General features: G+C 59.0%; 27 protein-coding genes and 1 tRNA gene. 14 read left to right on the top strand and 14 right to left on the bottom strand.

Annotated features, from left to right (window positions below):
* Positions 1 to 112: 112 nt before the first annotated feature.
* From VFB05_RS28080 to VFB05_RS28065, 4 genes are all read right to left on the bottom strand, one after another.
* Positions 113 to 988, bottom strand: coding sequence for a transporter substrate-binding domain-containing protein (locus tag VFB05_RS28080; RefSeq protein WP_414643333.1), 876 nt, complete (start codon positions 986 to 988; stop codon positions 113 to 115).
* A 138-nt stretch (positions 989 to 1,126) separates the two neighbouring features.
* Entirely contained in the window at positions 1,127 to 1,717 is a 591-nt protein-coding gene (locus tag VFB05_RS28075; protein WP_325018597.1) for an SCO family protein, read from the bottom strand.
* Positions 1,718 to 1,729: 12 nt separating this feature from the next.
* Positions 1,730 to 1,921, bottom strand: coding sequence for a hypothetical protein (locus VFB05_RS28070; RefSeq protein WP_325018595.1), 192 nt, complete (start codon positions 1,919 to 1,921; stop codon positions 1,730 to 1,732).
* 142 nt (positions 1,922 to 2,063) lie between these two features.
* Positions 2,064 to 2,522 (bottom strand): hypothetical protein, encoded by a 459-nt coding sequence (locus VFB05_RS28065; RefSeq protein ID WP_325018593.1) that lies wholly within the window; start codon positions 2,520 to 2,522, stop codon positions 2,064 to 2,066.
* Between the two features lie 298 nt (positions 2,523 to 2,820).
* On the opposite strand from VFB05_RS28065, the gene VFB05_RS28060 reads away from it, so the two are divergent.
* From VFB05_RS28060 to VFB05_RS28040, 5 genes are all read left to right on the top strand, one after another.
* Positions 2,821 to 4,479 carry an FAD-binding dehydrogenase gene (locus tag VFB05_RS28060; RefSeq protein ID WP_325018590.1) on the top strand — a complete coding sequence of 553 codons (1,659 nt, stop codon included), beginning with the start codon at positions 2,821 to 2,823 and terminating at the stop codon, positions 4,477 to 4,479.
* 102 nt (positions 4,480 to 4,581) lie between these two features.
* Complete coding sequence (locus tag VFB05_RS28055) at positions 4,582 to 4,932, top strand: RidA family protein (protein ID WP_325018589.1); 351 nt, start codon at positions 4,582 to 4,584, stop codon at positions 4,930 to 4,932.
* Positions 4,933 to 5,267: 335 nt separating this feature from the next.
* Positions 5,268 to 5,951, top strand: a complete 684-nt coding sequence (locus tag VFB05_RS28050; RefSeq protein ID WP_325018587.1) for an RNA polymerase sigma factor — start codon at positions 5,268 to 5,270, stop codon at positions 5,949 to 5,951.
* 106 nt (positions 5,952 to 6,057) lie between these two features.
* Positions 6,058 to 6,579: a DUF4142 domain-containing protein gene (locus tag VFB05_RS28045; protein WP_325018585.1), complete on the top strand. Its 522-nt coding sequence runs from the start codon at positions 6,058 to 6,060 to the stop codon at positions 6,577 to 6,579.
* Between the two features lie 170 nt (positions 6,580 to 6,749).
* Positions 6,750 to 7,073 carry a cupredoxin family copper-binding protein gene (locus VFB05_RS28040; protein ID WP_325018583.1) on the top strand — a complete coding sequence of 108 codons (324 nt, stop codon included), beginning with the start codon at positions 6,750 to 6,752 and terminating at the stop codon, positions 7,071 to 7,073.
* A 148-nt stretch (positions 7,074 to 7,221) separates the two neighbouring features.
* On the opposite strand, the gene VFB05_RS28035 is transcribed toward VFB05_RS28040, so the two are convergent.
* The gene (locus VFB05_RS28035; RefSeq protein ID WP_414643330.1) at positions 7,222 to 7,926 is read right to left on the bottom strand and encodes a DUF1223 domain-containing protein; all 705 of its coding nucleotides are present in this window, start codon (positions 7,924 to 7,926) and stop codon (positions 7,222 to 7,224) included.
* Between the two features lie 470 nt (positions 7,927 to 8,396).
* Here VFB05_RS28035 and VFB05_RS28030 point away from each other — a divergent pair, with 470 nt between their 5' ends.
* Positions 8,397 to 8,828, top strand: a complete 432-nt coding sequence (locus tag VFB05_RS28030) for a nuclear transport factor 2 family protein (protein ID WP_325018581.1) — start codon at positions 8,397 to 8,399, stop codon at positions 8,826 to 8,828.
* Positions 8,829 to 8,847: 19 nt separating this feature from the next.
* Here the strand turns inward: VFB05_RS28030 and VFB05_RS28025 are convergent.
* Positions 8,848 to 8,921, bottom strand: a tRNA-Gly gene (locus VFB05_RS28025).
* Between the two features lie 182 nt (positions 8,922 to 9,103).
* On the opposite strand from VFB05_RS28025, the gene VFB05_RS28020 reads away from it, so the two are divergent.
* The 3 genes from VFB05_RS28020 to VFB05_RS28010 all read left to right on the top strand — a co-directional run bounded on the left by VFB05_RS28020 (position 9,104) and on the right by VFB05_RS28010 (position 11,184).
* Positions 9,104 to 9,508: a hypothetical protein gene (locus VFB05_RS28020; protein ID WP_325018579.1), complete on the top strand. Its 405-nt coding sequence runs from the start codon at positions 9,104 to 9,106 to the stop codon at positions 9,506 to 9,508.
* A 76-nt stretch (positions 9,509 to 9,584) separates the two neighbouring features.
* Positions 9,585 to 10,070: a very short patch repair endonuclease gene (locus tag VFB05_RS28015; RefSeq protein WP_325018577.1), complete on the top strand. Its 486-nt coding sequence runs from the start codon at positions 9,585 to 9,587 to the stop codon at positions 10,068 to 10,070.
* A complete protein-coding gene (locus VFB05_RS28010; RefSeq protein WP_325018575.1) occupies positions 10,033 to 11,184 on the top strand; it encodes a DNA cytosine methyltransferase in 1,152 nt (383 codons plus the stop codon). Before VFB05_RS28015 ends, VFB05_RS28010 begins: the two co-directional genes overlap by 38 nt.
* Here the strand turns inward: VFB05_RS28010 and VFB05_RS28005 are convergent.
* The 6 genes from VFB05_RS28005 to VFB05_RS27980 all read right to left on the bottom strand — a co-directional run bounded on the left by VFB05_RS28005 (position 11,177) and on the right by VFB05_RS27980 (position 14,805).
* Complete coding sequence (locus VFB05_RS28005) at positions 11,177 to 11,842, bottom strand: hypothetical protein (RefSeq protein ID WP_325018573.1); 666 nt, start codon at positions 11,840 to 11,842, stop codon at positions 11,177 to 11,179. The two genes, VFB05_RS28010 and VFB05_RS28005, sit on opposite strands and share 8 nt — an antisense overlap.
* Entirely contained in the window at positions 11,839 to 12,921 is a 1,083-nt protein-coding gene (locus tag VFB05_RS28000) for a DUF262 domain-containing protein (protein ID WP_325018571.1), read from the bottom strand. Before VFB05_RS28000 ends, VFB05_RS28005 begins: the two co-directional genes overlap by 4 nt.
* A gap of 179 nt (positions 12,922 to 13,100) precedes the next feature.
* The gene (locus tag VFB05_RS27995; RefSeq protein ID WP_325018569.1) at positions 13,101 to 13,412 is read right to left on the bottom strand and encodes a hypothetical protein; all 312 of its coding nucleotides are present in this window, start codon (positions 13,410 to 13,412) and stop codon (positions 13,101 to 13,103) included.
* 51 nt (positions 13,413 to 13,463) lie between these two features.
* Positions 13,464 to 13,940, bottom strand: a complete 477-nt coding sequence (locus VFB05_RS27990; RefSeq protein ID WP_325018567.1) for a hypothetical protein — start codon at positions 13,938 to 13,940, stop codon at positions 13,464 to 13,466.
* Positions 13,941 to 13,973: 33 nt separating this feature from the next.
* Positions 13,974 to 14,201 (bottom strand): hypothetical protein, encoded by a 228-nt coding sequence (locus tag VFB05_RS27985; RefSeq protein ID WP_325018565.1) that lies wholly within the window; start codon positions 14,199 to 14,201, stop codon positions 13,974 to 13,976.
* A 136-nt stretch (positions 14,202 to 14,337) separates the two neighbouring features.
* Entirely contained in the window at positions 14,338 to 14,805 is a 468-nt protein-coding gene (locus VFB05_RS27980) for a hypothetical protein (RefSeq protein ID WP_325018563.1), read from the bottom strand.
* 172 nt (positions 14,806 to 14,977) lie between these two features.
* Here VFB05_RS27980 and VFB05_RS27975 point away from each other — a divergent pair, with 172 nt between their 5' ends.
* The gene (locus tag VFB05_RS27975; RefSeq protein WP_325018561.1) at positions 14,978 to 15,568 is read left to right on the top strand and encodes a hypothetical protein; all 591 of its coding nucleotides are present in this window, start codon (positions 14,978 to 14,980) and stop codon (positions 15,566 to 15,568) included.
* A 120-nt stretch (positions 15,569 to 15,688) separates the two neighbouring features.
* Here the strand turns inward: VFB05_RS27975 and VFB05_RS27970 are convergent, their stop codons facing one another.
* On the bottom strand, positions 15,689 to 16,648 hold the full coding sequence (locus VFB05_RS27970; protein ID WP_325018559.1) for a hypothetical protein: 960 nt from the start codon (positions 16,646 to 16,648) through the stop codon (positions 15,689 to 15,691).
* Positions 16,649 to 16,712: 64 nt separating this feature from the next.
* Positions 16,713 to 18,281 carry a porin gene (locus VFB05_RS27965; protein ID WP_325018557.1) on the bottom strand — a complete coding sequence of 523 codons (1,569 nt, stop codon included), beginning with the start codon at positions 18,279 to 18,281 and terminating at the stop codon, positions 16,713 to 16,715.
* A gap of 716 nt (positions 18,282 to 18,997) precedes the next feature.
* Here VFB05_RS27965 and VFB05_RS27960 point away from each other — a divergent pair.
* The 4 genes from VFB05_RS27960 (at position 18,998) to VFB05_RS27945 (ending at position 21,352) form a co-directional block, all read left to right on the top strand.
* On the top strand, positions 18,998 to 19,576 hold the full coding sequence (locus tag VFB05_RS27960) for a methylated-DNA--[protein]-cysteine S-methyltransferase (RefSeq protein WP_325018555.1): 579 nt from the start codon (positions 18,998 to 19,000) through the stop codon (positions 19,574 to 19,576).
* 9 nt (positions 19,577 to 19,585) lie between these two features.
* Complete coding sequence (locus VFB05_RS27955) at positions 19,586 to 20,428, top strand: AraC family transcriptional regulator (protein ID WP_325018553.1); 843 nt, start codon at positions 19,586 to 19,588, stop codon at positions 20,426 to 20,428.
* A gap of 57 nt (positions 20,429 to 20,485) precedes the next feature.
* Complete coding sequence (locus VFB05_RS27950) at positions 20,486 to 20,845, top strand: VOC family protein (RefSeq protein WP_325018551.1); 360 nt, start codon at positions 20,486 to 20,488, stop codon at positions 20,843 to 20,845.
* Positions 20,846 to 20,956: 111 nt separating this feature from the next.
* Complete coding sequence (locus VFB05_RS27945; RefSeq protein WP_325018549.1) at positions 20,957 to 21,352, top strand: SRPBCC family protein; 396 nt, start codon at positions 20,957 to 20,959, stop codon at positions 21,350 to 21,352.
* Positions 21,353 to 21,375: the final 23 nt, after the last annotated feature.

Genomic DNA, 21,375 nt, shown 5'->3' with positions numbered 1-21,375 from the left:
CTCAATTCATCATTATAAACGTCATTCCGGGGCGATGCGCAGCATCGAACCCGGAATCTCGAGATTCCGGGTCTGGTCCTTCGGACCATCCCGGAATGACGGAGTCAAATACTCAAAACGGGCTGACCGAGAAATAGCGCAGCCAAAGATCGGTATAGCGGCCTTTTTCCCAGAGCCGGAACAGCGCCCAGTTCATGGCCTGACGCAACAGGTCATTGCCCTTGCGCACGGCGATCCCGACGCCCTCGCCGAAGTAGCGGCTTTCGACAAAAGGCCCGCCCGAGAAAACGCAGCAGTCGCCCGAGTCTGTGCCGTTGATCCAGAAGGCGAGCGAGATCGCATCGCCAAAAATAAAGTCGACCTCGCCGCGCCGCAGCGCGGTTCGCAGCGTCTCGTCGTTCGGATAGGCGTGTAATTCCGCATCCGTGAACATCGCCTTCAGATACGCCTCGTGCGAGGTGCCGCCGATGACGCCGACCTTGCGCCCCTCGAGAAATTCGGGGCGCACCTCGCGCATCACCGAATCCTTCCGCGACACGAAGCGCGCAGGCGCGCGGTAATAGGGATCGCTGAAATCGAGCTTCGCGCGCAGCTGCGGCGTCACCGCAAGCGAGGCGATGATGGCATCGCCCCGGTTGCTCGTGATCGCATCGACCAGCGTCTCGAAGCGCCGCATCTGGATGGTGCAGGTGACCTTGATCTCGTCGCAGATCATCCGCGCCAGATCGACATTGAAGCCGGCTGGATTGCCGTCGGGGCCGGTGAAGTTGAACGGTGGATAATCGGTCTCGGTCAAGAACCGGATCACAGAAAGGCGCGACAGATCCGGCCGGTCCGGCCGCCGCCGCGGGTCCCAAAAGCCCGGCACCGCCTGCGGGCCAGGCTCGGCCACCGGCTTCGGCACCGATTGGCTGGGCTTGGCAGCACCGGGTGTCGGGGTTGACGGCTTTTCGATCTGCGCGTGGGCCAGACCGCCCGCGAACGTCAAGGCGGCCGCGGCCGCAAAAAGCCGAAGCGCCTTCAAGGTCCGTCCGCCAAAACGTGTCTGGTTCGCCTGCATCATCAGCCGATTTTCTGGAAAATCGGGGGCCTTATAGACCCATCCGCCGCCCGGCGATACCTTAAGTCAAAGATAACGCTTGAGGTCGGTGGCGGCTTCCTCAGGCTTACGATTGATGTTGAAGGGGGCAACGAACTTGCCGTCGCGGTCCATCAAATAGATCAGCGCCGTATGGTCCATGGTGTAGTCGCCGTCCTTGAGCGGAACCTTCTTGGCGTAGACCCGGTATTCGGACAGCACCTTCGCGATCTCTTCGCTCGAGCCGGTGAGGCCCCGCAGGCGCGGATCGAAGCTCGACAGATATTCCTTCATCGCAGCCTGGGTGTCCCGTTCTGGGTCAACCGAAATGTAGTAGGCGTTGACGCGATCGGCATCCTTGCCCATCGCCTTCAACACTTCCGACATCTCGAACAGCGTGGTCGGACAGACGTCGGGACAATGGGTGAAGCCGAAGAAGACCAGCGTGGGGTGGCCCAGCATGGCTTTCTCGGTGACGGTCTGACCGGTCTGGTCGGTGAGCTGGAACGGCCCCCCGATCGCGGCCGGCGCCGCGACATGGCGAAGGCCGCCCATCGCCCACAGCATCAGGACAAGCCCGACGACGAGGCTTACCGAAAACGCTCCAATGACGACCAGCGGGCGGGCGGTCCGATCCATGATCACAAATTCCTAGAAACAAGCGGCGAAGCCGGAAGCGATCATCTCGAAGAAGACCGCGCTTCCGTAAGTGAACCACAGCACGGCTGCGGCGAGCAGAAGCAGGACGCCGAGTGTCACGCCGCCCACGACCAGCGCACGCGCGAGCCGGGCGGGCCCGGAAGTCCGCCGAAAACCCTGCGGCGTGGAAATTAGCTGCGCCATCGGCCCATCTGCCTGAAAGACCACCGACGGCCCTGCCGCCGGGGTCTCATTGGTTCAGATAAAGCCTGGCCGCGGCCCCGGCAAGCGCCGGGACCGCGGTCGCAATCACGTCATGCTGATGGAATAACGCCCGAAGGCGATGTTAATGCGCCGTCGATGCCCGGGCATCGAGGAAGCACGGGTGGTACATGTTCGTCAGCTCCTTGCCGCGCAGATAGATCATCCGCGAGGTCAAGCCGCCGCGCTGGTTGATCCACTTCTTCACCGGCGACGGATACATCGAATAGAGCATGTGGGTGGCTTCGGGATTGGTGATGGCGTGACCGTCATCGTCGAGATCCCAGGCCGCGTGGAAGCCGAGCGCGGCGTGCGAGGTCACGCAAATCTTGTCATGGGGAATGGCGCCGAGAACGATGGTGCAGGCCGATGCGCAGAGACCGTCGATGATGACCATCTCGCCGGACGTGCGCACTTCCTGGTACTTGTCGACATAGGTGCCGATCCGCCCGCCGCGGTCCTCGCCGATCCGCACCACCGCATGGCTCGTCCCCACGCTCGCCAGCAGAACAACCGCAGCGAGCAGCCCCAGCATGAATTTCATTTTGTCCGGCCCCAGTTCAACCTGCCGGACTTCAGAAGTCTGCGGCGGTAGGTGATGCGTTGCGACAGAGCGTGTTTCGAGTTGGCTATTTTGTCCAGATGGTCAGCACAGTTCAAACCAAATTCAGAGCGAGTGTTGCCGAGGCGCTGCACCCTTCCCGGCAATATCCCGAACCGGAACAAGACTTTCGGTGAACGCCGGTAGGCCAGCGGCCCATTGACCATTCATCATTTCGGTTGGCCATTGACCATCCGGGCGACCACGGGCTTCACTCATTCCAGCAAATTGAGGAAACGCGATGGCAGGCGAATCGGACGTCATCGTGGTGGGCGCAGGACTGGCCGGCCTCGTCGCTGCAACCGAGATCGCGGCCGCCGGCAAGCGCGTCACCGTGGTCGACCAGGAAGGCGAGCAAAGCCTTGGCGGACAAGCCTTCTGGTCGTTCGGCGGACTGTTCCTGATCGATTCGCCCGAGCAGAGGCGGTTGGGAATCAAGGATAATTACGAGCTGGCGCATCAGGATTGGATGGGCACCGCCGGCTTCGACCGTGACGAAGACCTCTGGCCGCGGCGCTGGGCGGAGGCCTATCTCGCTTTCGCGGCCGGCGAGAAACGGAGCTGGTTGCGGGCGATGGGCCACCGTATTTTTCCGGTGGTCGGGTGGGCCGAACGCGGCGGCTATGACGCCATGGGCCACGGCAATTCCGTACCGCGGTTTCATGTCACCTGGGGCACCGGCCCCGGCATCGTCGAGCCGTTCGAGCGGCGCGCCCGCGCGGCGGAAAATGAAGGCACGCTCACATTCAAATTCCGCCACCGCGTCGACACGCTGACGATGACGAACGGCGCGGTTGATGGCGTCAGCGGCGCGATCCTCGAAGGCGATCCGGTCGCGCGCGGCATGAGCAGTTCACGGAAAGCGATCGGCGAATTCACGCTGCGCGCGCAGGCGGTGATCGTCGCGTCCGGCGGCATCGGCGGCAACCACGAGTTGGTACGACAAAACTGGCCGTCGCGGCTGGGCAAGCCGCCGGCAAATATGATCTCCGGGGTGCCCGACCATGTCGACGGCCGCATGATCGGCATCATGGAGAAGTCAGGCGCGCGGCTGATCAACCGCGATCGCATGTGGCATTATGTCGAGGGCATCAGAAACTGGTCGCCGATCTGGCCGCTTCACGGCATCCGCATTCTGCCCGGGCCGTCGTCGATGTGGTTCGACGCGACCGGCAAGCGGCTGCCCTCGCCGCTCTTTCCCGGTTCCGACACGCTCGGCCAACTGGAATACATCCTTTCCACCGGCCACGACTATTCGTGGTTCATCCTGACCCAGAGCATCATCAAGAAGGAATTCGCGCTCTCCGGCTCCGAGCAGAATCCGGATCTCACCGGCAGGAGCTGGGTGATGACCGCGCGCCGCGCCACCAACAAGGGCGCGCCGGCGCCGGTCGAGGCCTTCAAGAAAAATGGCGCGGACTTCATCGTGCGCGACAACCTGGCTGACCTCGTCAGCGCCATGAATGCGCTCGCCGGCAACGACCTTTTGAAGCTCGATTCGATCAAGGCCCAGATCGAGGCGCGCGACCGCGAGACCGGCAACGCCTACGCCAAGGACACCCAGATCATCAACATCCACAATGCGCGCCGCTATATCGGCGATCGCCTGATCCGCACTGCGGCCCTCCACCGGATTCTCGACCCCGCGCATGGCCCGCTGATCGCGGTCAAGCTCAACATCCTGACCCGCAAGACGCTCGGTGGTTTCGAGACTGATCTGGATTCCCGCGTGTTCGGCCAGAACGGCCAGATCATGCCCGGGCTCTATGCCGTGGGCGAAGCAGCCGGCTTCGGCGGCGGCGGCATGCACGGTTATCGCGCCCTGGAAGGGACGTTCCTCGGCGGCTGCCTGTTCTCGGGCCGCAATGCGGGGCGCGCGGCGGCGAAGGCTATTTTGTAGTCACCAAACGCAGGTCTTCGCTGCAACAAGACCGTAGCGGCGCGCGCTCCGACGGGCTAAGTGGCGGCGTCACTCCAAGAGAGATCAATAAGGGAGATCAAAATGACCATTCAACGTTTCGATACCGGACCGCGCATGAGCCAGGTCGTCGTCCACGGCAATACCGTCTATCTGGCCGGTGTTGTCGCCAACAAGGCCAAGGGCGAAAGCGTCACCAAGCAGACCCAGGAGATCCTGTCGATCATCGACGGTCATCTGGCGAAGGCCGGCACCGACAAGTCGAAGCTGTTGTCGACCAACATCTACATCACCGACATGAAGAACTTTGCCGAGATGAACGCGGCATGGGACGCCTGGGTTTCACCGGGCAACACGCCGGCGCGTGCTACCGTCGAGGCCAAGCTCGCCGCGCCCGAATATCTCGTCGAGATCATGGTAACGGCGGCGAAGTAGTGCTGGATTTCTTCACCTCCCCCTGCAAGGGGGGAGGTCGGCGAGCTAAAACGCGCCTTGCGCCTTAAAGCGAGCCGGGAGGGGGTCACTTTTCTAGTCGCAGCTTCCTCTATAAATCGACCCCCACCCTAACCCTCCCCCTCGCAGCGGAGGGAGAACAAACAGCGTAACCACGCGCGATAAACCTCGGCGTCACCAGCTTGCGGCGACTTTTCAAACGACCCGCGCTTTAACCAAACGGCCGGCTTTTGCCGGCCGTTTTTGTTCGCAAAAATTTGGGAACCTTCTGGGAAATCCGTCATCCAATCCCTAGAATCATGTTCCGGGATTGCACCATGCGCCAGGCAAAGACATCGAAAACGACCCAAGCGCCAGCCGACGACCTCGTTGCCCGCGCCCGTGGCCGCGATGAGGCGGCGATCCGCGCCATCATCAAGGACAACAATCGCCTTCTGTACCGGCTCGCCCGCGGCATCCTGCGCAACGACGCAGAGGCCGAGGATGTCGTCCAGGAAACCTACGTCCGGGCTTTCACCCATCTCGACAGTTTTCGCGGCGACTCGAGCCTTTCCACCTGGCTCTCGCGCATCGCCATGAACGAGGCCCTGGGCCGGTTGCGCAGCCAGCGGCCGAGCGTCGAACTGGCGTCGCTGCCGCCGGGCGCCATTGAAGCCCAGATCATCCAGTTTCCCCTCTCTGTTCCCGCCGACCCGGAAAAGACCATGGCTCAACGCGAAATCCAGCATGTCGTCGAGCGCGCGATCGACGAGCTTCCCGAGCCGTTTCGTCTCGTCTTCATCACGCGCGTGGTCGAAGGCATGAATGTCGAGGAGACCGCCGAGATTCTCGACCTCAAGCCAGAGACGGTGAAGACGCGACTGCATCGCGCCCGCGCGATGCTGCGTGAAAATGTCGAGCGCAAGATCGGTCCCGTGGCGATGGAAGCCTTTCCATTTGCCGGCAAGCGATGTGAACGGTTGACCGAAGCCGTGTTGAAGCGTCTCGGCTTCGAAGCTTAGCGTTTGCTAGCGTAATTTTTCAGGAACCTTTTTAACAACGCTCCATCCAACTCCTGTGCAATCACAATGCCGCGGCTCAAGCCTCGGCCTACAGGAGTGGCAAATCATGTTCATCCGATTGAGCGCGGCGATTGCCGCGTTGAGCCTCGTGAGCGCCGCAGCTCTCGCGCAAGCCGCCAAGCCGACCGATCCGCAGATCGCCCATATAGCCTACACCGCAGGCCTCATCGACATCGCGGCGGCGAAACAGGCGCTGACGAAAGCAAGCAACAAGGACGTCAAGGCCTTCGCCGAAGACATGGTGCGCGACCATGAGGCCGTGAACAAGCAGGCGCTCGACCTCGTCAAGAAGCTCAACGTCACGCCTGAAGACAACGACACCAGCAAGACGCTGTCAAAGAACGCTGCCGCCAAGCTTGACGAACTCAGCAAGCTTAACGGCGCTGCGTTCGACAAGGCCTATGTCGCCAACGAAGTTGCCTATCACAAGGCGGTCGACAGCGCGCTCGAGACCACGCTGATCCCGTCCGCCAGCAATCCGGAACTGAAGAGCCTGTTGCAGACGGGGTTGAAGATTTTCCAGGGCCACGAGCAGCACGCAGAACATGTCGCGGCGGAGCTGAAGTAGGAGGCATCCAATGAAGGCTAGTGTCCCGGTTCTGACATTCGTATCCCGTCGCTGCGAGTTCGCTTGCGAATGTCAGAGCCAAAGGGACACTAGAAGATGTCGACTCTTAGTGCCGCTTTTCCATTTGAAGTTCCTCTCGGACTTCGCAACGAGCAGTGGAGGAACTTCAAATGGGCGGCACTAGATGGATTTTCGCCGCGATCATCGCAGGACTCGTGTCCGGCGTATCCGTCTCGGCGCTGGCTGCCACCGTCCAGATCACGATGGACAAGCTCGAAATCGCACCTGGCGAGGTTTCGGCCAAGGTCGGCGACACCATCGAATGGGTCAACAAGGACCCGTTCGCTCACACCGCGACCGCGAAAGACGGCGACTTCGACGTGATGCTGCCGCCCAACAAAAGCGGCAGCCTGGTTTTGAAGAAGGCCGGCACGTTCGAGTATTACTGTCGCTTTCATCCCAACATGAAGGCGACGCTGACGGTTACACCGTAGCTGTGGTACAGCCGTCATTGCGAGCCAACGGGTCGCGCGAACGCGCGCCCGATGACAGGCTCCGCGAAGCAATCCAGAGGGCTGAGGAATCGCTGGATTGCTTCGTCGCTTCCGCTCCTCGCAATGACGCGGTGAGATCAACGATTGGTTACGTCGAGCCGCCAGCCCCAAGCCGGCCGGCGCCGATGATGCGGCCATCGGGCGCCTCGATCACGACGGCTGCGTCCTGCCCTTCGGGGAAGCGCTCGTTGAGGCGCAGCGCCGCACCTGACCATTGGCCGACGTTGCGGAACGAACGGACCACGTTGGCCTCGGTCAGCGTGCGGCCGCTATTCTCGCCGCGATGGATCGCGGTGACGTGCTCATGATCGAAGCCGATCAGCAAGATCCTTCCCTGGCCTGAGCCTGCGCCAACGTCGATCGAAACCTGTTCACCGTTTTTGGTCATCTTGACCGCGGCCGCTGTCTGCCCGTCGCGCCCGGCGTGCTCGATCGCCGAACCGACCTGCTCGCGGTCGGAGCCGACCGCACTTGTCGCGCCATCGACGACGATCTCGGGCGTATAGGAGCCATCACCGAAGCGGCGGCCATAGACGGCCTGGCGGTCGGTGGCCGTTGCAAGCGAGAACGGGTCCTTCCAGCCGAGGCGATCCCAATAGGTGACGTGGAAGGCGAGCGCCAATACGTCGCGCCGGCCCTTCGCGAGCTCGTTCAGATAGGCATTGGCCGGCGGGCAGGACGAGCAACCCTGAGAGGTGAAGAGTTCGACGACGACAGGCCGATCAGCGGCATGGGCCATGATCGGCAAGAGGCCTGCGAGCAGTACGGACGGGAGAACAAGGCGCGAGAACATGGGGATCCTCCTTGGGTTCGTCAGGCTCTTCGCAAAGAGGACATGCATTGTTACGCGCCGCCGCCTTCACGCTTCCGACATCGGTGGAGAATGCCTGGCCGCGAGCGCCCTATTCACCGTCACGCCGGACTTGCCGCCTTCGCTTGAGCTTCGGCGGGCCGAGTGAGATCGTGGCCCCGGCGGAGCCTTGGCGGGGACGGGTTCCGGCCATCCACGTCTTTGTTTTGCCGTGGAATTAAGACGTGGATGCCCGCGGATAGGCGGACGGAAGCGACGCCGTTCTTCGGCATAGGCGAGCGGAAGCGACGCCGTTCTTCGACATAGGCGAGCGGAAGCGACGCCGTTCTTCAAACGGCTATGCGCGGGCATGACGGTTCCATCAAACCGCATCCCGCGCTGGCGAGAATCAAGTCAGTGTGGTCTGAATCCTGACATTCGTTGTTTGGGATTCGCGTGCCGGAGTTGAACGAATGTCCACCTCACTGGAAGACCAGCAGGCCATTCGCCAGTTGCTGGCGCGCTATTGCTTCCTGCTTGACGGCTATCGCTTACGCGAATTCGCCGGCCTGTTCACCTCGGACGGCGAATGGATCTCGCGCAACGGCACGGGGCGCGGACCCGCTGCGATCGAGAAGTTGCTGCGCGGCCTCGTGCCGGAGCCGGCGCCCGGCAAGAGGCGCAAGCATTTCACCGGCAACGTCATCATCGAACTCTTTGGCGACCGCGCTTCGGTGGTCTCGAATTTCATGGTGGCGCGCGATTGCGAAACCGGCCCTGCCATCGCGGTCGCCGGCACCCATGAGGATACGGTCGTCAAGACGGCCGAAGGGTGGAAATTCAAATCGCGCAAGCTGTCGCACGACATCGCCGGCGAAAGCGGATTGAATGTGGGGTCGGGCTGAGGCGAGGCCGAAGCGGGGTTGGAGCGGGCGAAGGGAATCGAACCCTCGTATGCAGCTTGGGAAGCTGCCGTTCTACCATTGAACTACGCCCGCAAAATCAGAAGCTTAGCGCATACTTTCCGAAGATTTGGTCGCCTTGTTGGTCGCCTGTTTCGTTCGGGCCCCTTTCATAGCCCGCTCTCGCCCGCTGCGACAAGCCAATGAGGCACGATTTGCGGAACGCCAGTGTGCTCGTTGCCACTGGACAAAATGTTCATGTTTTGTTCTAATCAGACATGACGAATGACCGACCGGCGAGCTGGCGGATGCCTTCCCGAAAGCAAGTGGAAAAGCTGGCGCGCGAGCCTGCCGGTATCCAACCGGCCGAAGCGCCCGACCCAGCCCAGAGCGATCCGATGCCGGATCAATTATGGGATGCCGTGCTGCACGATCCGCGCGCCGCCGGAAAACCGTGGCTGCCGATCCAACAATGCCGCCTGTCAGAAATTCCCCGACATGTGCTCCGCGTCGAGTGCCGTCGTTGTTCTCGCATCGTCGAAATTCAAAAGGCTGACGCCGTGCGGTTCTATGAACCGCATGCCGTCTGGAAAGACGTTGGACAGCGACTGCTCGACAACACCTGCACTAATCGAACAGGCCGACATGAGGAGGATGGTTGTTGGCCGGATTGGCCCTTGTAGTTGGTCTGCCGTTTCGCCGTCAGCAATTGTAAATTTTATGATGAGACAGTATCGATCTCTTCGACAGGAGATCGAAGTGGCCGATATCGTTTCCCCCAAAAAACGCTCGTCAATGATGGCCGCAGTTCGTCGTCAACATACCAAGCCGGAGATCAACTTGAGACGAGCCCTTCACAAGGCGGGGCTTCGCTTTCGCCTCCATCGTCGCGACTTGCCCGGCACTCCTGATCTTGTGTTTTCCAGTGCGCGGGTGGCCGTTTTCGTCAATGGATGCTTCTGGCATCGGCATAAGGGCTGCACAAAATCCACGACCCCAGCAACGCGCACTGACTTTTGGCTTCAAAAATTCAAGAAAAATGTGACGAGAGATCAGCGAGCAAAGGCATCCTTGGAAGCCGCAGGCTGGAAAGTGATAGTGGTGTGGGAATGTGAGGTGCCGACAGTTCAAGCTGCTGCGACCCTGGCAAAACCTATCCACTCATCTATCAAAAAGAGAACTCGAGTTCTCGCAGCGAACGTGCTAAATGACCGACCACGTGGGGCTTCGAATGCGGGTCGTTAGCTTATTCAGTGGCATTGGCGGTTTCGAGCTGGGCCTGTCTCGGGCTGGCCACGAAACGGTTCTCATGTGCGAGAGCGATGACCTTGCAAGATCAGTTCTGCATCACCGTTTTCCCGGCATCACCATTCGCAGGGACGTCCGCGCGCTAAAGCAGCTACCAGTTTGCGATATCTTGACTGCTGGATGGCCGTGTCAAGATTTAAGCCAAGCCGGAAGGACTGCGGGGCTCAACGGCCGTAGCTCAGGATTAATTTCGGAAGTTTTCCGAGTTATCGAGGCAAGCAAGCACAAGCCGGAATATGTGTTGCTTGAGAACGTCGCGTTTTCCTTGCACCTTCACGGCGGAGCTGCATTGAAGTACGTCACCACGAACCTTGAACGGCTGGGTTATCGTTGGGCTTATCGAATTTTGGACAGCAGACAATTCGGCGTTCCGCAGCGCCGCCGCAGAGTTTTCATTCTGGGATCGCGCAAAGTATTGCCGCAAACGATACTTTTCCGAGGAGCGAGCGAAGCAGCGAATATCGATCAGCCTACCGCCGATATGTTTGGCTTCTACTGGACAGAAGGAAACACAGGACTTGGCTGGTCACCCGGCGCGGTGCCACCATTGAAAGGGGGCTCGTCGCTCTCCATCCCATCCCCACCTGCGATTTGGGACAAGCGTTCGCGGTCCTTTTTGACGCCCGGAATATCGGATGCTGAACGAATGCAAGGCTTCCCTTCTGGTTGGACCGCCGTTGGCGCTTTGAAAAGCAAGAAAAAGCGGGGGAGATGGAAGCTCGTTGGCAATGCTGTCAGTGTGCCCGTAGTCGAATGGATTGGTCGGGGTTTCTTGAAAAACGAAGAAGTAAAATACGAAGCGCCCGTAAGTCGGACCTTCACAAAGTCTGCTAACGCTGCATTTGGCGAGAAAGACAAACCCCACCTATATTTCTGCTTCGAGCACGAGGGCTCGGACGCGCCCACTATTGGAACTTTGGAAGATTTTCAATTGAATGATGCGGCAGAGCTTTCGGCCCGGGCCGCGTCGGGCTTTTTATCTCGCATCGAAAAAAGCAGTTTGAAAACGCATCCCAACTTTATTCCCGACCTGAGAAATTTCGTCAGCTAACATAAGATCGGCCCGCCTCGTACCGCTGCATCATCCTAATATACGAACACATGAACGATCTTACGCGGACGAGCTTATCTGCGATATCTGCGACGGAATAATTACCACCTATATCTTCGAACGTTTCCTCGCCATGTGCTAATTCATTCCTAGCGGTTTTTACGATTGCTAAATCCGACCCGCCCAACGTCCCACTGGGCGGCCGCCATCTACTATCACCAATGTCCCGGGCAAATTTTATCAGCTTCGTGTGATCGATATTGCCTGCAAAGGGTACGGCTTCCTCCTTCTGCAACCAGCTCTTTACTCCCGGGACAAATTCAACAAACTCCTGCAACAGTGCACCGTGATTGACGCCGTCCTGCAACTTCTTCTTGAAATGCGCGTGCACGATATCTTGCTGCCAATAGGCGATCAGCTCCGCAAAGGAGCTGCTGTCATTTTGCATACTCTTTCTAACGCTGACGACAGTCTCCCTAGTGGCGAACTCCACACAATTATAAATCATGATGAAGCTCGCGGCGCGAGATGCCGCGAGCGTCGCCGCCGCTCGATAAAAACCCTTGCCGGGCGTGCGGTGCCGCGCTTCTAGCTCGTGGAGAGACCGCAAATAATATGACACTCCAGCAATTCGAGCACGAAAGTCCGCTTCAATCATTTGCTTTGCGCCAGCAATCGATCTCGCACGAATTCGATACGAGCGCGCAATCGCGGCCCGCTATTGCTGGCGTCCGTCCTAACTAGCGCATTCAACTGATCGCCAAAAATCCAATCGGGGTCGGAAGTCAGTTTAAGGTTTGGCTTTTGCCTTAGTGCTAAGCAAGTTCCTACCGCGATAGCCTCAAACCGAACGCGGGGCAGCGTGCCACCTTTACCACCTCGGTAAAAAGCTTTGGGATAGTTGTCCGTCACGAATGTCATGGTGCGCAAGAATTCGTCTCGCATCTGGTGGACCTGCGCGTCGGTAATGGTCTTGTTCAGTCCAATTACTTTCAGGTCCAGAAATCGGCGAACGTCGTGTTTAAATTCTGTGTAGTGATCCGAGTATATGAAGAAGCGAGTGACTAGCTCCTGCCGCTCGCTTTCCGGATCAGCGGCTTTGGTGATCTTGGGCGAAAGGTCTTTGAAGATATCCGTCGCGGCGCACTCCAAGATCAGGTCCAAGAATTTGCCGCGGAAAGCACCCTTCCTGATCTCTGCATCGTGCAGTGTCTTGCCTGTAGTGTTCAACCGTCTGAACAGCTCGATACGAGTACTCTCGTCGGTGCCTTCGTCCAGAACGAATGAGCGGATTGGAGTGTTGAAAAGGCGTTTACGAATTGTGAGCGGGAAATCGGCGTATTTGAAACCTGACAGAATATCCAGCTTATCGAGGTCACCCAGAGCGAATTCATTATTGACGAAGCGTGCCAAGGTCCGGACCCGTTGGGACCCATCCACGATTTCCAAGCGTCCCTTGACATCATAGAAAAAGATTGGAGGGACCGGAATTCTCAGTATCACGCTTTCAATAAAATAAGACTGAGCTTGCTCAGACCATCGGAGCTTTCTTTGGTATTCTGGAATGTAGATGTCGCCCTCTTGTTCGGGCTCTTCCTTAAATTTTTGGACTAGCAATTCCACGGGGTAGTCGGTTACGAGATAGCGAACATCCCTGCGGGCCGCCTCGATGACCGCCGTAATCTCCTCTTCGGAGGGGAGGAGACTAAAGCCTTTCTGAATTTCGTAGTCGCTCATCCAATTTCCCTATGCTGCCGCATCCAACCGCAACCGGAGCGGGAGGGCAAGAGCACCGGGTGTATACCTATGGCTCGCTCGGCCCCTGCCCAATAACGACACCACGGCGTTGAAGAGCAACCTAGCAGATTGCCAAGGCCGTCGCATGGAACGACCTTTCTGTCAGGCCATCGTCAACGTCACTCCGCCAATCGACTGTCTGCGTCTCCCTCTAACTCGTCGCTTCGAAACAAAGCTGCGACGTAGTAAGGGTCCTGACCAGCCATCAGTATGATGCGATTGCCGTGCTGCGCATCCGAGCGAACATCGGCGAGGCCCGCAGAAATCTCACCCGGCGTCAGATGCTTGGACGCGAGATCCTTCAATATTCCGGCAATCCTCTCGGACGACGCGTTGTTTAACGGAATACGCTGTTCAAAGATTTGCTCAGTGCCGTCATAGCCGTCAATCTTCCACACCATTTCGCCGAAGCCGTCCGCGACCTTGCTCAATTTGACCTCACCATGATGCTGGATGGCTACACTCTTTGAGTAAAGGAAGGTTCAGACAAGGTCGCCGATCATTTGGAGGACGAAGCCAAGAAATAGAAAGAACACCGCCCGCTTTGCATAATAGAAGCGATGGATAAAGGCATCATCGGAAGTATCCTCTTGGTACGGGCCCGCAGCTTCCGGCATGATGAGTTCACGCATTGCGACTGACGGAAGATTGTCTGGTCTAGTTTCGCGGAAGTGCTCCAACGAGCTGTTTATTTCCTCCAGAAGAAATAGCCGCAGCACGCCTGCGATGTCGAACAGCAAGCCTGACGCAGTTAACATGTGGCTTGGCTTATAGAAGACGCTTATCGGCAAAAGCAAAATTGCGACGAGAATGATGATTTGGATTATGCCCCGGATTGTCCTGAGTGCCGAATAACCATCTCCAGCAATCCGGCAAAGGATGGGGTCAACGGCCTTGGTCCAAAACCAATTGCCCGCCTTTGCGAGAGGCGAGTACTCCCACTCGTAGTCGCCGAACATGTTCCTTACTCCCCCAATCCGTTTCTGGAATTGCTAGTGAACGACGTGCAGGCTGGCGTATGCGAAGTAGGCCGCCGCCGCGGACGAGATCGCCGATACCGCAGCGACAATCGTTGATGCGAGTGAATACCTTGCCATCACTTTTGTTGCATGCGCGGCATCATACTGCGCAAGTGCGCTGATAACCTCTGCCTTTGATGCCGTACCACTTTGATATTGACCGTTAAGCGTTCCCGCCAATTGGTCTCTTTCTTTCGTCATGTATGCCTCCTTCCCGGACGGGCATATTGCATGACTTTCAACCTGTGCGACAACAGCGTTCTATCGAGTTTTGGCGATTATTTCCGCTTTACGTGAAGGCCGCCGCTGGGGGCAGTAGCGCCGCTATACTGAGGGCTCATCCGATGAGAGGCGGTTCATCGAGTTGCCGCCGAGAAGCTTCCACCTTCGACCACAGGAAAGCGACAGCCGTACGCACGGTTTCGAGCAAGTCAACAGTCCTATCGCTGTCAAGCGTTACGCCTCCGACTTCATCCCCCCAGCGCGACAAGCCCCATACGCCAATTCCCCAATAAAAGGGCGGCCGTTCGATAACGTCGGACTGCATCATTCGAGGAGCACTCGGGCGGCCCTGAACCACGTGCTTGAACGCGTGGCCAACATCATTGACGATCTTGAATGCCTCCGACTGATGTTCGAATTGTTGACGTAGCGACCGGGGATCATTCGGATAGGCGAGATAGTCCACTGCATGGCATGTGACCACACAAGCAAGGAAGGCGTGCCGCCTCGAAGTCGGGTGCTCCTCAAAGTCCTTGAACGTCGGATCGACAATATCGACCAGATACAACTCAAGGTCTTCCATTGGTCCTCTCCTGCTTCGCCGCAATGATCTTACGGCGCAAGAACTTGAACTGCTCTTCATGTGTTTCAGATGCAGCCAGCTCTTCCACTTTTGCGCGCGCTGTAATATCCCATCGAGAGCAGCCGCATGTTATGCAACTTGAGCGATACTTTCAACGACGGGAGGCACGCTAATGGATTGGGGGCGCGTAAACGCGTGGACCACCACCCTCTACACTTTGATACACTCGCTGCGGATTGCGAAGGCCATTGAATTTGGAAACATGCCAAGTTTGCCGAAGAGCATTCTGGAGGCCGGCACTTGGCTAGAGCCGGAGGCCTCGTATTCGTCCGTGCTCGCATCCGAGCCCTTTGGAAGGAGCGCCGTCAAATTTCGGCGCAACCCAAACATTCATTTTGAAGAAGTCGTTCGGCAAGTAATCTGCATGCTGGTTCAAGACTTGGTAGTTATCTTCGACCAGATGATGGATGACATTCTTGCCGCGCGCAGTGAGACCGCCGGGGTGTTTCCACAGTCGAAAATCGAGAAGCTAGCAACACACCTTGACCCAAAATTTGAATGGGCAAAGCAAGGCTGCCTCGAACTAATTGCGGCCCGGAACGTGCTTACCCACGCTCGCGGTCGCTGGAATAAACAATCGATAGCAATTATCTCGTTCGTCGATCCAATTCCAAGTGTGGGAGATGAGCTGATTATTGGATTTCCGATGCTCTTTCGGTACCGCAAGGCCATGCGTACGTTCCTGAACGAGGTAACTCCATAATTGAGGGCGATGCGGCGACCGCTCGCTACATGGCGCGGCGGGATCAAGGCGGGGACGGCTCATTGGGTAAAGAGCGGGCGAACCTGGACCACCAGCAACGGATAAGCCATCCAAGTCGCTTCATTGTTTTGATAAGATCAAGAGCCCCTTGTAGACCGTTGAAGCCTCCTTGGGATCAAGCGAGGCCATAGCCGACAGAAAATGATATCCGACCTCGCATCCTTCATTTGAAGGTAACGCGCCAACATTTTCCAGCTTGCTTATCTTATTTAGTTCGAAGCCTTTGGCTTGATACGCGCGCACCAAAACCTTTCCGAGCACATCCGCTGTAACGGACGTCAATGGTGGCGATGGCTGCGTGATGGCTGTCTTTATAACGTTCGCTCTGGCATTTATTTTCGCGTCCAGCGATTCCTTTGAGACCTTCTCGATGGGAGCGTTTGGGCTCCCTAGATAGAGTGCCACACAAGCGTCTGGTTGCGACCTAATCGAACCAACGATCGCTTCTTCGGCCACAAGCAGGTTTCGGACAGCATTATCGGACGCCATCAAGATGTGCATGTTCACGTATTTGTCTGAAAGCGCCGCACCGATTGCGCGAGCGGCAGCGCTCCTCCCTGCACTTGGGCCGGACATGATATCTTTCAACTTTTGTGCGGTGTCGACCTCTGCATCGGGGTGATATTTGAAGATTACATCGAAGACCGGGGATCGCTTCATCACACTGATCGCTTCGTAAGGCCCCGCTTCTTGTTGGAGCATTGGTACGAGCGTATTATTCGTGATCGGGATTGAGCCAACTCCGAAAATAATCGAAATGATGCTCCTTGCTTTGCCTGGACCAAAAAGCTTCTGAGCAAGCAGACCGCCAAGCCACGCAGTAATCCCAGCGACAATCGCTGCCAAGGCGATAGATAGAAGCGTAAGATCATTCATACGTTGTGATACTCCATGCCCACAATCGTAGCGGACCTTAACGAAGGCGCAAAGTCCTACTAAGTCGAAAGCCGCCGCCGGATTGGCGGCGGCTTGCGGGATAATCGCCGCTAAGACCGAAATATCAGTCGGCCGCGGAGACATTCTCGAACGCTTTCGCGCCCTCGAATGTCCCTGCCCTGTTTGTCAGATCATCAGTGTCAACTGATCAAAACTGGTAACGGAGGCCGATGCCGGGATCGACCGAGTTGGCCTTGTTGCTGGTGTTGCCTGGTGTGGCCGTCGTCTGCAGGAAGCCGTTGGCAAGGCCGTTCTGGACCTGCGACCACATCGCGCCGGCATACATGTCCATGTGCCGGGCGAAGCGCCAGTCCACCACCAGCGAGACCGCATCCAGCGTGCCAGAGCACTGTGAAGACACGACCGAAGAGCAACCTGCGTTGGCGCCGGCCGCGAAGCTGTTCTGCCACTCGTGGTAATAGGCGCCGGCGATGTCGAGATTCGGCGTGATCGAGTACTTCACGCCGATCCAGGCCGTTTGCAGGATCCTGTCGTTCGGGAAGTTGGCGTTGTTGGGGTTGGTCAGGATGTAGCCGCCCTCGAGGAACGCGCCGGCCGCGAGCGGGTTGCTCGGATTGGTGAAGTTGACATGCTCGTAACCCGCAAACAGCTTCCACGGTCCGATCACATAGCGCGCGCCGACCTGGAACACGGTGTTGTCGGACACGGTGCCCGCGACCTGGCCGGTGCCGACGGCGAAAGCGGTGGCCGCCGCAATCTGCGCCGACGTCAAGGGCGAGGCCGAGACGGCGTCATAGATCTTGCCGCCGACGAAGTCCATCGAGAAGCCCATATAGTCGAAGCCGATGTTGCCTTCGAAGGCATTGCCGGTGCCGCTATTGCCGCCGTTGCGCAGCTGCGCTTCAGCAGCGAGCCGCACCGGGCCGATGTTCACGCGATATTCGTAGGAGTTGTCGAAGATGCGGTTTTCGGTGTCGCCGCCGCCGCCATTGGCGCCCTGGTAGGTGAGCAGCGAAAAGGCGTTGGAGCCCGCGAGAGAATCGTAGTTGGTGACGAGATCCGAAGTCAGCGCGCTCTGGCGGCCCATGGTGAACGTGCCATAGGTCGGCGAGCTCACGCCGAAATAGGCGGCGTTGTTGAACATCTGGCCGGCCTTGGATGAATCGCTGAACGCATTCTGGAAGCCGGTGATGGGCTGCCCGTTGTTCTGGGCAACCGAACCGATGCCGCTCGATGCCTGTCCGCTCGTCGGGTCGAACTGCGTCTGCAGGTTGAAGATGGCGTACAGGTTGTCGCCGATTTCCTGCTTGCCGCGCAGGCCGATGAACGAGGTCGAGAGCTGGTTGGGACCGGCGCCGAAATACGCACCGTTCGAGTTCTTCGAGACGAGATAGTTCAGCGGGCCGACGGCGAGCGGGCTCAGCGGCGCGCCGTGGTTCTGATAGGTGACGCCCATGTCGAAGTTGCCGTAGACGCAAATGCCCTTGATGCAGATGTCATCGTTCTCCGGCGGCTTCGCCTTGACGGCGGCCTTGTAAGGCAGGTCGGCGGCCATCGCGTCGACCGGGCTGATGGTCGGCACAGCGGCCTTCTGGGCTTCGAGCGCCTTCTGCCGCTTTTCGAGATCGGCAAGGCGCTTGCTCATCTGCTCGCGCAACTGCTTCTGCTGGGCCTGGATATCCGAAAGTTCGTCGGCGTGAGCCATCGTGGTGGCGAAAGCCAGCACGGCCGCGGCCGATATGAAAGTCTTCTTCATGTTGGTCCCTCAAACAACGATCGCGGCAGATACGCCCCCGCGAAAACGAACAAAACGAGAGTCCCGGACGGGATCCTCACGCGCGCGCTTCTGCTCTGCTTTAAGAAAAATTTCTGTAGCGCACTCGCCACAACGCCTCGCAAACGCCTTGAAATAAGGCACTTCAACGAAGTTGTGAGAACGATCACGCGAGCGATCACCATCAAGTCAGACAATGCGACGAATCTTTCTCCGCAGCGTCGTAAAACGTTTGCAAAGCAGACTTCGTCGCGTTGAAGCGGGACCCTGGCGCCGATGTATCACTGCCCGCGCGGCAATTCGATTTTGATCGCGCGCGGCTCGCTACGCGCGCGCAAACAGCAAGGCCGCCAAGCGGAGTATGGTCGCTTGACGGCCTTGCCAGGTTGTTCCGGACGGGGGAGGTCCGGTGCGCGACCTCTAGCAAAGCGGTCGCACTGCGCGAACTGAATATTAGTTGATTGGCACGTGTCCGCTCCCGCGGAAAATTTGAAGTCGTCTCCGTTTCGTCGCTGGTGATGACGCGCCGGCGAATGGTCATGACGCGCCTTGCGATGCCGCAGCCGTGGTCCCGCAACGCACAGTTTGCCGCAGGGCCAACATCGAATGCGCCGTCCCGATCCGCTTTAACCGAATTGTCACATTTTAGATGCGGCCGGCAGAAGCGGTGCTATGATGCTTTCTCGGGGGCGAGGCGTATGTTGGGGCGGGCGTACAGCATTTTCGACACGGCGATCGGCCGGTGCGGCATCGCATGGAGCCAGTCGGGCATTGTCGGCGTACAGCTGCCGGAAGCCCGTGAGATCGACACCCGCAGGCGGCTTTTTCAGCTTTATCCCGAGGCCCGCGAGACACGCCCGACACCCAATGTCGACGTGGCGATCGAGGGTATCGTCGCGCTGCTGCGCGGAGAGGCGGCCGACCTCGCCGACATCACCCTCGACATGAGCGGCATCCACGCCTTCGACCAGCGAACCTATCAAGTCACACGGCGAATTCCGCGCGGGCAAACCGTGACCTATAGCGAGATCGCGAGCCGGATGGGGACCCCAAGCTCGGTCCGCCCGGTCACCCAGGCCATTGGCCGCAATCCCTTTGTGGTCATCGTGCCCTGCCATCGCGTGCTGGAGGCCGGAAGCTATACCGACAAGATGTCCGCCCATGGCGGGTTGATCTCGAAGCGGCGGCTGTTGTCGATCGAAGGAACCGGCAGCCCCGCGAGCAAAACCCTGTTAGACGTCTTGCTACCGGTTGCGCCGCCGCGGCTGCCCCACTAACTTTCTTCCATGGTCCGCACCACCCTGCTCAAGCACCGCTCGATCTCGGTGTCCGATTTCCGTTGCACCGCTACCCCCGGCGAGAAGCCGTTCACGGAGCAGTTTGCCTGCCATTCCGTCTCCTACGTGCGCAAAGGCAGCTTCGGCTGCCAAAGCCGCGGGCGGTCGTTCGATCTCGTGACCGGCTCCGTGCTGGTCGGCTTTCCGGGCGACGAATATGTCTGCACCCACGACCACCACATCTGCGGCGACGAGTGCCTGTCGTTCTTTCTTGAGCCGGAGCTGGTCGAGACGATCGGTGGCCGGGCCGACGCCTGGCGGATCGGCGCGGCGCCGCCGCTACCCGAATTGATGGTGCTCGGCGAATTGGCGCAAACGGCAGCAGATGGCCGCAGCGATATCGGACTGGACGAGGTCGGGCATGTTTTCGCCAGCCGCTTCGTCGATGCGGTGTCCGACCGGACACGCAAGGCGGCCGCGATCAAGACCCGCGATCGCCGCCGCGCGGTCGAAACCGCGCAATGGATCGAGGCGAATTCGCATCGCCCGATCGACCTCGACGACGCCGCAAACCAGGCCGGCCTCAGCCCGTTCCACTTCCTGCGCCTGTTTTCCAAGGTGCTCGGCGTCACCCCGCATCAATATCTGGTGCGCTCGCGGCTGCGCCATGCGGCGCGGCTACTGGCCGACGAGGATATCGCCATCACCGACATTGCCTATGATGTCGGCTTTCAGGACCTCTCCAATTTCGTGCGCACCTTCCACCGCGCCGCCGGCGCTTCGCCGACCGCCTTCCGCGATGCCGCGCGAGGAAAGCGCAAGATTCTCCAAGAGAGCCTGGCGCTGAACTGACTAGGGTCATCTCCATCTCGCGGCCATTGAGCCGCCGACAAACAGATGGAGCCGACCATGTACGATCACGTTGGGCTGAGAGTCAGCAATCTCGACGCCAGCATCAAATTCTATGTGGCGGCGCTGGCGCCGCTCGGCTACGTCCTCTGCTCCAAAGATGCAAGCGGTGCGGGATTCGGACCGAAGGGCGAGCCTGCGCTATGGCTACATCTGCACAATGGGCAAGCCGCCACCGGAGCCCATATCGCGTTCCGCGCCCCCGATCACGCGGCAATCGGGACATTCCATGCCGAAGGCCTGAAAGCCGGCGGCCGCGACAACGGCGCGCCGGGAGCGCGCAAGGACTATAGCCCGACCTATTATGCCGCGTTCCTGATCGATCCCGACGGCAACAATGTCGAAGCGGTTTGTACCTAATCTCCCATGTCATTCCGGGATGGTGCGCAGCACCAGACCCGGAATCTCGAGATTCCGGGTTCGCTCGCTTGTGCTCGCGCCCCGGAATGACAACCAGCGAGGACTCGATTCATGGCTTCGGTTCACAAGGACTTTATGATCGACGCGCAGAGCGACGTTGTCTGGGATGCGGTGCGTGACTTCGGCGCGGTGCATCAACGGCTGAACCCCGGCTTTGTCGTCGACAGCCGTCTTGAGGGGACCGTGCGCATCCTGACCTTTCACAACGGCGTCGTGGCGCGCGAGGAATTGGTGGATTGCGACGATACGCGGAGACGGCTGGTCTACGCCATCATCGGCGGCGAGCGCGTGCGGCATTATAACGGCTGTGTACAGGTCTTCGCTGACGGCGACGGCCACACTCGCATGAGCTGGGTCGTCGACGTGCTGCCGAACGACATCGCACCCTACATCGCAAGCCAGATGGATATCGCGATTGAAGCGATGCGGAAACACCTCGGACGTTAGCGCGGCGCGGCTCTAGTGTCCCG

It is taken from the genome of Bradyrhizobium sp. (assembly GCF_035652035.1).
In the GTDB taxonomy this organism is placed as follows: domain Bacteria; phylum Pseudomonadota; class Alphaproteobacteria; order Rhizobiales; family Xanthobacteraceae; genus Bradyrhizobium.
This window is presented reverse-complemented; position numbering and strand designations above follow the sequence as displayed.